The sequence below is a fragment of the Variovorax sp. J2L1-78 genome (assembly GCF_030317205.1).
GTDB lineage: Bacteria > Pseudomonadota > Gammaproteobacteria > Burkholderiales > Burkholderiaceae_C > Variovorax > Variovorax arabinosiphilus.
The window spans coordinates 20118-31790 of the sequence record NZ_JASZYB010000006.1 but is presented as its reverse complement, the minus strand read 5'-3'; the positions used below and the strand labels follow the sequence as shown (position 1 = coordinate 31790).

Sequence of the window (11673 nt, the reverse complement as noted above, 5' to 3'; positions counted from 1 at the left end):
GCGCCGATCAGTAGCGGTACGTGTCCGCCTTGTACGGACCCGCCTTGTTCACGCCGATGTAGGCGGCTTGCGCGTCCGTCAGTTCGGTCAGCATCGCGCCGACCTTCTTCAGGTGCAGGCGCGCGACCTTCTCGTCGAGGTGCTTGGGCAGCACGTAGACCTTGCCGGCTTCGTACGCGTTGGGCTTGGTGAACAGCTCGATCTGCGCGATGGTCTGGTTGGCGAACGACGACGACATCACGAAGCTCGGGTGGCCCGTGCCGCAGCCCAGGTTCACCAGGCGGCCCTTGGCCAGCAGGATGATCTTCTTGCCGTCCGGGAAGGTGATGTGGTCGACCTGCGGCTTGATCTCTTCCCACTCGTACTTCTCGATCGACGCGACGTCGATCTCGTTGTCGAAGTGGCCGATGTTGCAGACGATCGCCTGGTCCTTCATGGCAGCCATGTGCTCGTGGCGGATCACGTCCTTGTTGCCGGTGGTCGTCACGAAGATGTCGGCCTTGTCGGCGGCGTATTCCATCGTCACGACCTTGTAGCCTTCCATGGCGGCCTGCAACGCGTTGATCGGGTCGATCTCGGTGACCCACACCTGGGCGCTCAGTGCGCGCAGGGCCTGGGCCGAGCCCTTGCCCACGTCGCCGTAGCCAGCCACGCAGGCGACCTTGCCGGCGATCATCACGTCGGTGGCGCGCTTGATGCCGTCGACCAGCGATTCACGGCAGCCATACAGGTTGTCGAACTTGCTCTTGGTGACCGAGTCGTTGACGTTGATGGCGCGGAACAGCAGCGTGCCCTTGGCCGACATCTCGTTGAGGCGGTGCACGCCGGTGGTCGTCTCTTCGGTCACGCCGATGATCTCGGCCGACTTGCGGGTGTACCAGGTCGAATCGACCGCCAGCTTGGCCTTGATCGCGGCGTAGAGAATGCGTTCTTCTTCGCTGGTCGGGTTGGCCAGCACGCTCTGGTCCTTCTCGGCGCGCTGGCCCAGGTGCATCAGCAGCGTCGCGTCGCCGCCGTCGTCCAGGATCATGTTCGGGCCTTCGCCCTTCGAACCCTTGGGGCCGAAGTCGAAGATCGAGTGGGTGTAGTCCCAGTAGTCGGTCAGCGACTCGCCCTTGATTGCAAACACCGGCGTGCCGGCGGCGGCGATGGCGGCAGCGGCGTGGTCCTGCGTCGAGAAGATGTTGCACGAAGCCCAGCGCACATCGGCACCCAGGGCCTGCAGCGTTTCGATCAGCACCGCCGTCTGAATCGTCATGTGCAGCGAACCGGTGATGCGCGCGCCCTTGAGCGGTTGGCCCTTGGCGAATTCCTGGCGGATGGCCATCAGGCCGGGCATTTCGGTTTCGGCGATGCGAATTTCCTTGCGGCCCCAGGCGGCAAGGGACAGGTCGGCAATGGCTTGGTCGGCGGTGGCGACGGGGGTGGGCTTGAGAACAGCGCTCATGAGAACTCCAGGGCAGGTTTGACAGAACTGCCGCTGCACTCGTGAGGTTCGACCGGAAATGGACTCACCGCGAGAACAGCGGATGAGCGTGGTTGCGATGGGGTCCGAGCCTCACGCCTGACGGCGCTGCAACGCTCCTCGGAGCCAGGATTTTAGCCCAGCCCGTCGATCGAACGGGTCAAGTTGATCCACGGCGGCGCATGGAAGCCGAAAGGACTACATTGATTCATCGACCGACAACCCGAGGCCCCATGTACGGCGTCCATCAACCCTCCTTCGCCCTCGCGGCCGCCGCCGTGCTCGCCTGCACCATCGCGCTGCCGATCCAGGCATCGGCGCAGAGTGCCGCCGTACTCGCAGCATCGACCGTCCGCATTCGCGGCACCGTCGTCTATGCAGACACGAACAAACTCATCGTCAAGGACCGCGGCGGCGAGGTCGTCAGCATGGCGCGCGTGCCGAACCTGCCGGTGTCGGAGGTCTACCGCATCAAGCTGGCCGACATCAAGCAAGGCAGCTTCATCGGCACCGCCGCGATGCCGCAGCCCGACGGCACGCAAAAGGCACTCGAGGTGCTGGTGTTTCCCGAAGCCGCCCGCGGCACCGGTGAGGGTCATTTCCCGTGGGATCTGCAACCGCAAAGCACGATGACCAATGCGACCGTGGCCGACCTGGCGGCGGCACCGGCGTCGGTACGCGGCGGCCAGCAGCTCAATCTCAGCTACAAGGGCGGCGAGAAGACGGTGATCGTTCCGCCGAACGTTCCGGTCGTCACCTTCAAGCCCGCCACCGACGCCCTGCTGACTCCGGGCGCCAAGGTGCTGGTCAACGCGCAGGAGCGCAACGGCACGCCGACCGCGCTGCGCGTGATCGCGGGCCGCAACGGCTTCACACCGCCGATGTGAGCCCCGCGCCCTCGCGACCCGGGGGTGCTCGCTAAAATCGTCGGCTTTGCGTAGCCGCCGCGCCGTGAGCGCCACGCGCTCACCGTTCTTCGCGCGCCCCGCGTTCACGCCATGACCTTCGAATCCGAAACCCGCCGCCGTCGCACCTTCGCGATCATTTCCCACCCCGACGCCGGCAAGACCACGCTCACCGAAAAGCTGCTGCTCTTCTCCGGCGCGATCCAGATCGCCGGCTCGGTGAAGGCGCGCAAGGCCTCGCGCCATGCCACGTCCGACTGGATGGAAATCGAAAAGCAGCGCGGCATCTCGGTGGCCTCGTCGGTCATGCAGATGCTGTACCGCGACCACGTGATCAACCTGCTCGACACGCCCGGTCACAAGGACTTCTCGGAAGACACCTACCGGGTGCTGACCGCCGTCGACTCGGCGCTGATGGTGATCGACGCGGCCAACGGCGTGGAAGCGCAGACCCGCCGGCTGATCGAGGTCTGCCGCCAGCGCGACACGCCCATCATCACCTTCGTCAACAAGATGGACCGCGAGGTGCGCGAGCCGCTCGACATCCTCGACGAGGTGGAGCGCGAGCTCGGCATGCCCTGCGTGCCGATGACTTGGCCGGTCGGCCAGGGCAAGTCGTTCCGCGGGATCATGAACCTGCGCACGCAGGCGATGACGGTGTTCGAGTCCGGCAAGGAGCGCCTGTCGGACGATTTCGAGACCATCCCGCTGAGCGATCGCGACACGCTGACCAAGCGCTTCGGTGCCGACTTCGAATCGGCCATGGACAGCATGGAGCTCGCCACCGGCGCATCGCCCACCTGGGACCATGCGGCCTTCCTCGCCGGCAAGCAGACGCCGGTGTTCTTCGGCTCCGGCGTGAACAACTTCGGCGTGATGGAAGTGCTCGACGCGCTGGTCGACCTGGCGCCGCCACCGCAGTCGCGCACCAGCACGACCCTGGTCAACCGCCAGCCGGTGGTGAAAGAGATCCTGCCCGAGGACAAGGACTTCGCCGGTGTGGTGTTCAAGGTGCAGGCCAACATGGACGCCAACCACCGCGACCGCATCGCCTTCGTGCGCATGGCGTCGGGCAAGTACACGCCGGGCATGAAGCTCAAGGTGCAGCGCACGTCGAAGGAACTGCGCCCCACCAGCGTCGTGACCTTCATGAGCCAGCGCCGCGAAGCGGTCGAGGAAGCCTACGCCGGCGACATCGTCGGTTTCACCACGCACGGCGGCGTGCAATTGGGCGACACCATCACCGACGGCGCCAACCTGATGTTCACCGGCCTGCCCTTCTTCGCGCCAGAACTCTTCATGACGGTGATCCTGAAGAACCCGCTGCGCACCAAGCAGCTGCAGCAGGGCCTGGCCCAGCTCGGCGAAGAAGGCGCGATCCAGGTCTTCCGCCCGGAGGTCGGCGGCCCGATGCTGCTGGGCGCCGTGGGGCAACTCCAGTTCGAAGTCGTGCAACACCGCCTGAAGGCCGAGTACGACGCCGACGTGCGCCTCGAAGGCTGCCAGTACACCGGCGCCCGGTGGATCACCGCCGACACGCCGGCCGAGCTGCGCGAATTCGTCAACGCCTACCCGGCGCGCATGGCGCTCGACGCCGCCAACACGCTGGCCTACCTCTGCACCTCGCCCTATGACGTGCGCCTGGCACAGGAGCGCTTTCCCAAGATCCACTTCCACCCGCTGCGGGAGCATGCGGGGCTGGCGTTGCAGTCGGCGGGCTAGAGGGGGACGGGGAGACCATGAACAAGCTCGAGTTCCTGCTGGGCCAGTACGGCGCGCTCGCACTGGTCGTGGCCGCATGCTGGGGATGGGGTGAGGCGTTGCTGCGCCTGCTGAAGATCGATCGTGATCCGGCAATGCGCCTGGGCGCGCCGCTGGCCATCACGCTGGGTCTGGGTATCAGCATCTGCGTACTGCAAGGCCTGGCGATCGCCGGGCAACTGACCGCGTTCTACGTCGGCCTCCTGATCGCGGTCGGGATGCTGCTCGGCGCATGGCATGTGCTGGCACACAAACCCCTTCTCCGCTGGCCTGCCTGGCGCCCCGGCTGGCAGGAGATGCCGCGCTCTGATCGCTGGGGCCTGGCCGCGCTTGCAGCCGTCCTGCTGTCGACGCTGACCGCGCCGCTGCCCCCACCCACCCAATGGGATGAGCTGATGTACCACCTGCCGCATGCGCAGCAGTGGGCCGTCAGCGGCCGCCTGACGGTGAACGAATGGCTGCGCTATCCATGGTTCCCATATGACTTTGATCTGTTGTATGCGGGGGCCCTGCTCTTCGGCAACGACGTGCTGCCCCATCTGCTGCATGCATTGGCGGGCTGGCTCACGGCGTGGTTGATCTATCGCCTGGGCGTTCAGCACCTCGACCGTTTGACCGCTTGCGTGGCCGCGTCGTTGTGGGTGCTGTTGGCCGCGGACGAGTTCATCCGAGCCTATGTGGACATGGGCGTCGCGCTGTTCGTGCTGGTCGCCGGCGCGTCCTACCAAGCATGGCGGTCCACCGACGACCGCCGGTGGCTGCTGCCCTGCGCCTTCGCGCTGGGGCTCGCAGTGGGCTCGAAGTACCAGGCGTTGACGCTGCTGCCGTTGTTTGCCGTGGGTCTGATCTGGCGCGATCGACGCCCGACGACGTGGCTGCTCGTTGTCGGTGCCTTGCTCGTCCCGTGCATCTACTGGTATGGCCGGAATGCTTTGCTGACGGGGGATCCGTTCAACCCCATGGGAGGACGAATCTTCGGCTTCACGGACTGGAACGCCTCCGATCACCACTGGCAGTTCGAAGACCTCCGACGCGCGCGAGGCTGGCCTGCCTGGCCCTTGTGGCCGGCGCTTGTGGTGCCTTTCATCCCGGCCCTGCGACGCAGCATGGCCGTGCGCCGCGCGCTGATCATGGGCGGCTACATGACCCTGACCTGGGCGGCCAGCGTGCCCTACCCACGCTACCTCTTGTCTGCCTATCCCGTGCTGGTGCTGCTGTCGGCCGCCAGCAGCATGTACCTGATCCGCCTTGCGTCCACGGCGATTCCCGCTCTGCGCCAACGCGTGGTCGTGAAGGTGGCGGCAACCCTGCTGCTGATCTATCTCACGCTCATGGCCACAGCGGAAATCGTCCGGTATTGGAAGCGGATTTCACCCACGCCCGAGGCACGCGCGGCGTTGCTCACACAGCGCGTCCCCGGCTACCCGCTCTGGGCGCACCTGAAGACGCACCCTGTGGGCCGCATCTACCAACTCGGCAGCGAGGATTCGCTCTACTACGCACCGCAGCCGATCTGGGGCGAAGTCTTCGGGCCCTGGCGCTACTCGGACTATGCGTCGCTACCCCCCGCCCAACTTCACCGGAAGCTGACCCAGGAACACTTCGATGCCCTGGCCATCCATTCGGAGCGATTTCCAGGCGTGGCGTCGCAGCCGGAGTTCGAGCGCTATTTCGAGCGTGTCTGGACCGAGGGCGCCGTGAAGCTCTACAAGCTCAAGCCGCCCGTCGCGCCATGATGTACGCGCCTCGCGCATGCTGAAGGCGCTCTTCAACCACCGGTTTGTCCAGTTCGGCATGGTCGGCATCGCCGGCCTGCTCGTCGACCTTGCGGTGTTGTACCTGCTGGCGCCCTGGTTAGGCTGGTATCTGGCACGCGCCGTATCCTTCCTCGCGGCGGCGACCTGCACGTGGGGGCTCAATCGCACGTTCACATTCCGCCCTGCACCAGGGTCACACGCGCGGCTGTCGATCGGGCGCGAATACCTCACCTACATCACCTCGATGCTCGGCGGCGCCGCCATCAACTACACCGTGTACGTGCTGACCCTGCACTGGATGCCCGGGGCTGCCGCGCCGACCATCGGCGTCGCGCTGGGCAGTTGCATCGGCCTGATCTCCAACTTCACCGCCGCACGAATGCTCCTCTCGCACCGCCCCACCCAGGAACGCATGCTGCCCCTGGCGCAATGGCCCGCCGCATCACGCGGGGCGCTGGTCGGTGTCTTCACCGACATCGACGACACCCTCACCACCGAAGGCGCGATCACGCCTGACGCATTGGCTGCGCTGGCCGCGCTGAAGGCGGCTGGACTGCAGGTGGTGGCGATCACCGGGCGGCCGGTCGGGTGGAGCGAGCCCTTCGCCGCCATCTGGCCGATCGACGCCATCGTGGCGGAGAACGGGGCTGTGGCACTGATGCCGCCGACGCATCCGGGCGAGGCACCGTCGAAGCGCTACCTGCAGGATGGGTCGACCCGAAGCGCCAACTACGCGCGCATGCAACAGGTGCTGGCGCGCATCGAGCGTGAGATCCCCGGCGCGCATCGCGCCACCGACTCTCCAGGGCGAGAAACGGACATCGCCATCGACCACAGCGAATTCCAGCACCTCGACGATGCGCAGATCGCCGCGGTCGTGGCGCTGATGCGCAGCGAAGGCATGCACGCCACGGTCAGCAGCATCCACATCAACGGCTGGTACGGCGACCACGACAAGCTCGTCGGCGCACGGTGGATCACGCGCCTGCTGTGGGGCCGCGAGCTCGATGCCGAGAAGGACCGATGGGCCTATGTCGGCGATTCCACCAACGACCAGCGCATGTTCGAAGCCTTCGCGCACAGCATCGGTGTGGCCAACATCGCGCGCTTCGTGCCGAAGCTGGCGCACCTGCCGCACTACGTGACCCCGGGCGAACGCGGCGCCGGCTTCGCCGAAGTGGCTGCGGCGATTCTTTCGGCGCGCTGATCGCACCCGCCGCGCGGGCTCAGCGTTCGGCGGTGGCGCCGAACGCGGCGCGCCACTGCGCCCACACACCGACCAACGACACCAGCACCAGCAAGGCCGCGTAGCCTTCGGCCGTGGCGCGCAGACCCAACGGCGCAATGAGCTGGCCCGCGACCATCGCCGGCACGCTGAAGGCCAGGTAGCTCACCATGAAGACGGCCGCGAACAGCTCGGCACGCTCGTTGGCCTGCGCCAGCGGCGAAAGCGCCTGGATCATCGCGGAGAAGGACGAGCCGAAGCCCAGGCCTGCGACGCCCGCGGCCACGAAGAAAAGCGCGGCCGAGCCGCTGTAGAAGGCGGCGATCAGCAGCGCCGCGCCGGCCGCGACACAGAGCATCGCGATCACCCGGACCCGCGCACCGAAGCGCGCCATGAGCGCCGGCGACGCCGCCCCCACGCCGAAGAGCGTGGCGATCGCCAGGCCGTTGACGACGCCGCTGTCGATACCGAATACCGTGCGCAGCAGCGATGGCACCAGCGACAGGAAAAGACCGGCCAGCGCCCAGGTCGGGGCCAGCACCGGCAGCGCGCGCAGGAACTCGGCGCGGGCGCGCTGCGGAACGGCGACGCGCGGCACCAACGACGCCCAGGCACCGGGCCGTGGCGTGACGCTCTCGGGCAGGAAGAAGGCGGCCACCGCGCCGACGGCCAGCACCAGCGCGAGCACGCCGAAGACGAGCGGCACCGGATCGACCGACAGCGACACGGTCAGCCCGGTCAGCGCGGCACCGACGGCCAGTCCGGCGAGCGGCGAGATGCTGGTGATCAGCGTGCCAAGGCGCTTGTGTGCGGCCGGCGCTGCCTCCACCACCGCCGCGCTGAGGGTGCCGCTGGCGATGCCGGTGGCCAGGCCCTGCACCACGCGCGCCGCGATGATGCCGCCGATGCCACGCGACAGCAGGAACATCACCATCGCGCCCGCCTGCAACACCAGCGCCGCGATGATCACCGGGCGCCGGCCGATGTGGTCCGACAAGGAGCCGGCGACCAGCAGCGAGGCCAGCAGCGCGAGCGCATAGACGGCGAAGGCCACGGTGAGCAGCGACGAGGAAAAGCCCCATTGGTGCTGAAACAGCACGAACAGCGGCGACGGCGCGGCGGCGGCGAGAAAGAAGCTGAACAGCACGGCGCCCAGCAGCGCAAAGGCGGCGCCGGCAGACAGCCGCCAGGGCGGGTTCATCTTGGTGGCGAGCGCGGGGGAGGCAGACGGCGTCGGCATGGCAATCCTTTAAAGCAATGAGATTCGCTTTTGCGAGGATTCTAGGCAGGCTCGTTTGTAAAAGCAATGAGTTTTGCGTTAGAGTGGCCGCATGGAAGCCACACCCATCCTTCGCCGGCCCGGGGGCCGCAGTGCCCAGGTGCAGGCCGTGGTACGCAGGGCACTGGAGGAACTGGTCGCCGAGCAGGGCCGCGACAAGGTCACCGTGCCGGCGGTGGCCGAACGCGCCGGCGTCAGCGCGTCCAGCATCTATCGCCGCTGGGGCGACCTCGCCGGCCTGCTGAACGAAACCGCCACGCACCGGCTGGATCCGCAGCGGCCGCTGCCCGACACCGGCGACCTGCGCGCCGACCTCACGGCCTGGGCCCGCGAACTCATCGAACACCTGTCGCAGCCGCGCTGCACCTCGCTGCTGAAGGCCGCGTCCGCCCTGGCGACGGGCCGCGACGCCGACTGCCTGTGCAACCGCCGCGCCGAAGCCAACACGCTCATCGCCAACCGCCGTGCGCGCGGCGACGACGCGCCCCTGCCCGAGCCGCGCCAGGTCATCGACCATGTGGTGGCACCGATCGTGTTCCGGCTGATCTTCGGCGCCGAGCCCGTGAAGCCGTCGTTCGCCCAGCAGCTGGTCGATGAGCTTTTCGCCATCGTGGGCACTCCGCCGCCCGAGGGTCGGGCGCCACCGGTGGCGTAGCATGCCGTGCTCGGCCCCGTGCCGATGCCCGACCAAGACGGCCCGCGACGGGCCCCGACTTCCCCGCTTTCTTTTCCATCCGTTGTCCGACGAAAGACGCCTCATGACCACTTCCTACCCTTCGACCCAACTGCTCATCGCCAATGAATGGGTCGATGCCAAGAGCGGCAAGACGCTCGATGTCCGTAACCCCGCCACCGGCCAGGTGATCGGCCAGGTCGCCCACGCCGGCATCGCCGACCTCGACCGCGCGCTGGCCGCTGCGCAGAAGGGCTTCGAAGCCTGGCGCGACGTGCCGGCCAACGAGCGCGCCGCGATCATGCGTCGCGCCGCCGGCCTGATCCGCGAACGCGCCGACCAGATCGCCCCGCTGCTCACGCAGGAGCAGGGCAAGCCGCTGGCCGAGGCCCGCGTCGAGACGCTGGCCGCCGCCGACATCATCGAATGGTTCGCCGACGAAGGCCGCCGCGTGTACGGCCGCATCGTGCCCTCGCGCAACCTGGCCGCGCAGCAACTGGTGATGAAGGAGCCGGTCGGCCCCGTCGCAGCCTTCACGCCGTGGAACTTCCCGATCAACCAGGTGGTGCGCAAGCTCGGCGCCGCGCTGGCCGCCGGCTGCTCGTTCCTGGTGAAGGCACCGGAAGAAACGCCCGCGTCGCCGGCGCAGCTGATCAAGGCCTTCGTCGACGCCGGCGTGCCGGCCGGCACCGTGGGCCTGGTCTTCGGCGACCCGGCCGAGATCTCGACCTACCTGATCCCGCATCCGGTGATCCGCAAGATCACCTTCACCGGTTCGACCCCGGTCGGCAAGCAGCTCGCCGCCCTCGCCGGCCAGCACATGAAGCGCGCGACGATGGAACTGGGCGGCCATGCCCCGGTGATCGTGGCGGAAGACGCCGACGTCGCGCTGGCCGTGAAGGCGGCCGGTGCGGCCAAGTTCCGCAACGCCGGCCAGGTCTGCATCTCGCCGACCCGCTTCCTGGTGCACAACAGCCTGAAGGCCGAGTTCGCGCAGCTGCTGGTGAAGCACGCGCAGAGCCTGAAGCTCGGCGACGGCCTGGCCGAAGGCACGACCCTCGGCCCCCTCGCCAACGACCGCCGCCTGACCGCCATGGCCAAGGTCGTGCAGGACGCGCAAGCCACCGGCGCCAAGGTCGCGACCGGCGGCGAGCGCGTGGGCAGCAGCGGCAACTTCTTCGCGCCGACCGTGCTGACGGATGTCTCGCTCGACTCGGATATCTTCAACAACGAACCCTTCGGCCCGGTCGCCGCCATCCGTGGCTTCGACACGCTGGACGAAGCCATTGCCGAATCCAACCGCCTGCCCTTCGGCCTGGCCGGCTATGCGTTCACCACCTCGATCAAAAACGCGCACCAGCTGGCGCGTCGCGTCGAAGTGGGCATGCTCTGGATCAACCAGCCCGCCACGCCCTCGCCGGAAATGCCCTTCGGCGGCGTGAAGGATTCGGGCTACGGCTCGGAAGGCGGCCCGGAGGCTGTCGAGGCGTACCTCAACACGAAGGCCGTCTCGATCATGGCGGCTTGATCGCCACCCGCCCTCCAGGCATCGAAGCCGCTACCGCCTGGTAGCGGCTTTTTTCATTGGCCTTTCGCCAGCCCCAGCTTCTCGATGATCACCTTTTCGCGCGCCACCGTGTCCTGCGCGAACTGGGCGTACTGGGCGCTGCTCTTGTAGTCGGGCAGCATGTCGTACTTGCCGAGCGCGGCGACGTAGCTCGGCTCTTCCATCGCCTGCTTGAAGGCGTCGTGCAACTTCTTGACCACCTCGGGCGGCGTGCCCTTGGGCGCGCCGATGCCGAAGGGTGAGTTCTGCACGATGTCGTAGCCCAGTTCCTTCAGCGTGGGCGCGTCAGGGAACTTGGCCAGGCGCTTCTCGCCCCAGGTGTTGAGCACGCGCAGCTTGCCGGCCTCGACCAGCGTGGCGAAGCCGGTGCTGTCGGCGCCCGCCATCAGCTGCCCGCTCTGCAGCGCGAGCATCAGGTCGGCGCTGCCCTTGTAGGGGATGTGCTGCAGCTGGATGCCGGCCTGCTGCGCGATGCGTTCGGTGGTGAGGTGCGGGCTGGTCAGTGTTCCGGTCGAGCCGTAGCTCAGCTTGCCGGGGTTGGCCTTGGCGTAGTCGACGAAGTCCTTCCAGGTCTTGAAGGGGCTGTCGGCCGGCACCACGATGCCGAAGGCATAGCCGGTCACGTTGATGACGTAGCTGATGTCCTTGATCGGGTCCCAGTTGATCTTGGTGGTGTAGCCGAGCCGGAACACGCCGAGCGGGATCTGCGCCACGGTGTAGCCGTCGGCCGGCGTGCCCTGCAGCGCCTGCGCGGGCAGCGTGCCACCGGCGCCGGGCTTGTTGTCGACGATGACCGGCTGGCCGAGGATCTTGCTGGCGTTGTCGGCCAGCTGCCGCATCGTGATGTCGGTGGGGCCGCCGGCCGGGAAGGCGATGACGAGCTTGACCGGCCGGGTGGGGAAGGCCTGCGCCTGGGCCGCGAACGGGGCGAGCAGCGCGGCAGCGCCGGCCAGTGCCACTGCACCAAAAGAAACGAGGGAACGACGTTGCATGAAGAAGGCTTCCTGAGAGAGATCCGAAGCCGCCCATTGGGCCGGGCGG

At 67.6% G+C, this 11673-nt stretch carries 9 protein-coding genes and 1 riboswitch; of the genes, 6 read left to right on the top strand and 3 right to left on the bottom strand.

Annotated features, from left to right (window positions below; genetic code table 11):
- Positions 1 to 7: 7 nt before the first annotated feature.
- On the bottom strand, positions 8 to 1447 hold the full coding sequence (gene ahcY, locus QTH86_RS26795) for an adenosylhomocysteinase (RefSeq protein WP_286649306.1): 1440 nt from the start codon (positions 1445 to 1447) through the stop codon (positions 8 to 10).
- Between the two features lie 77 nt (positions 1448 to 1524).
- A riboswitch (S-adenosyl-L-homocysteine riboswitch) is annotated at positions 1525 to 1593 on the bottom strand.
- Between the two features lie 105 nt (positions 1594 to 1698).
- On the opposite strand from ahcY, the gene QTH86_RS26790 reads away from it, so the two are divergent.
- The 4 genes from QTH86_RS26790 (at position 1699) to QTH86_RS26775 (ending at position 7095) form a co-directional block, all read left to right on the top strand.
- Positions 1699 to 2352 carry a hypothetical protein gene (locus QTH86_RS26790; protein WP_286649305.1) on the top strand — a complete coding sequence of 218 codons (654 nt, stop codon included), beginning with the start codon at positions 1699 to 1701 and terminating at the stop codon, positions 2350 to 2352.
- Between the two features lie 111 nt (positions 2353 to 2463).
- Entirely contained in the window at positions 2464 to 4092 is a 1629-nt protein-coding gene (locus QTH86_RS26785) for a peptide chain release factor 3 (protein WP_286649304.1), read from the top strand.
- Positions 4093 to 4109: 17 nt separating this feature from the next.
- Positions 4110 to 5867, top strand: a complete 1758-nt coding sequence (locus QTH86_RS26780; RefSeq protein ID WP_286649303.1) for an ArnT family glycosyltransferase — start codon at positions 4110 to 4112, stop codon at positions 5865 to 5867.
- Between the two features lie 16 nt (positions 5868 to 5883).
- Positions 5884 to 7095, top strand: a complete 1212-nt coding sequence (locus tag QTH86_RS26775; protein ID WP_353506008.1) for an HAD-IIB family hydrolase — start codon at positions 5884 to 5886, stop codon at positions 7093 to 7095.
- 19 nt (positions 7096 to 7114) lie between these two features.
- Here QTH86_RS26775 and QTH86_RS26770 read toward each other — a convergent pair whose 3' ends face one another.
- Positions 7115 to 8353: an MFS transporter gene (locus QTH86_RS26770; RefSeq protein ID WP_286649302.1), complete on the bottom strand. Its 1239-nt coding sequence runs from the start codon at positions 8351 to 8353 to the stop codon at positions 7115 to 7117.
- A 91-nt stretch (positions 8354 to 8444) separates the two neighbouring features.
- Between QTH86_RS26770 and QTH86_RS26765 the strand changes: the two genes are divergently transcribed.
- Both QTH86_RS26765 and QTH86_RS26760 read left to right on the top strand, forming a co-directional pair.
- Positions 8445 to 9047, top strand: a complete 603-nt coding sequence (locus QTH86_RS26765) for a TetR/AcrR family transcriptional regulator (protein WP_286649301.1) — start codon at positions 8445 to 8447, stop codon at positions 9045 to 9047.
- Between the two features lie 103 nt (positions 9048 to 9150).
- The gene (locus tag QTH86_RS26760) at positions 9151 to 10593 is read left to right on the top strand and encodes an NAD-dependent succinate-semialdehyde dehydrogenase (protein WP_286649300.1); all 1443 of its coding nucleotides are present in this window, start codon (positions 9151 to 9153) and stop codon (positions 10591 to 10593) included.
- Between the two features lie 53 nt (positions 10594 to 10646).
- On the opposite strand, the gene QTH86_RS26755 is transcribed toward QTH86_RS26760, so the two are convergent.
- Positions 10647 to 11624 carry a tripartite tricarboxylate transporter substrate binding protein gene (locus QTH86_RS26755; protein WP_286649299.1) on the bottom strand — a complete coding sequence of 326 codons (978 nt, stop codon included), beginning with the start codon at positions 11622 to 11624 and terminating at the stop codon, positions 10647 to 10649.
- Between the last annotated feature and the right edge of the window lie 49 nt (positions 11625 to 11673).

What these genes read in the sequence shown, in the direction of transcription:
- QTH86_RS26780 (WP_286649303.1), top strand. Translation starts at nt 4,110, where the DNA reads ATGAACAAGCTCGAGTTCCTGCTGGGCCAGTACGGCGCGCTCGCACTG.
- QTH86_RS26775 (WP_353506008.1), top strand. Translation starts at nt 5,884, where the DNA reads ATGCTGAAGGCGCTCTTCAACCACCGGTTTGTCCAGTTCGGCATGGTC.
- QTH86_RS26785 (WP_286649304.1), top strand. Translation starts at nt 2,464, where the DNA reads ATGACCTTCGAATCCGAAACCCGCCGCCGTCGCACCTTCGCGATCATT.
- ahcY (WP_286649306.1), bottom strand. Translation starts at nt 1,447, where the DNA reads ATGAGCGCTGTTCTCAAGCCCACCCCCGTCGCCACCGCCGACCAAGCC.
- QTH86_RS26755 (WP_286649299.1), bottom strand. Translation starts at nt 11,624, where the DNA reads ATGCAACGTCGTTCCCTCGTTTCTTTTGGTGCAGTGGCACTGGCCGGC.
- QTH86_RS26790 (WP_286649305.1), top strand. Translation starts at nt 1,699, where the DNA reads ATGTACGGCGTCCATCAACCCTCCTTCGCCCTCGCGGCCGCCGCCGTG.
- QTH86_RS26760 (WP_286649300.1), top strand. Translation starts at nt 9,151, where the DNA reads ATGACCACTTCCTACCCTTCGACCCAACTGCTCATCGCCAATGAATGG.
- QTH86_RS26765 (WP_286649301.1), top strand. Translation starts at nt 8,445, where the DNA reads ATGGAAGCCACACCCATCCTTCGCCGGCCCGGGGGCCGCAGTGCCCAG.
- QTH86_RS26770 (WP_286649302.1), bottom strand. Translation starts at nt 8,353, where the DNA reads ATGCCGACGCCGTCTGCCTCCCCCGCGCTCGCCACCAAGATGAACCCG.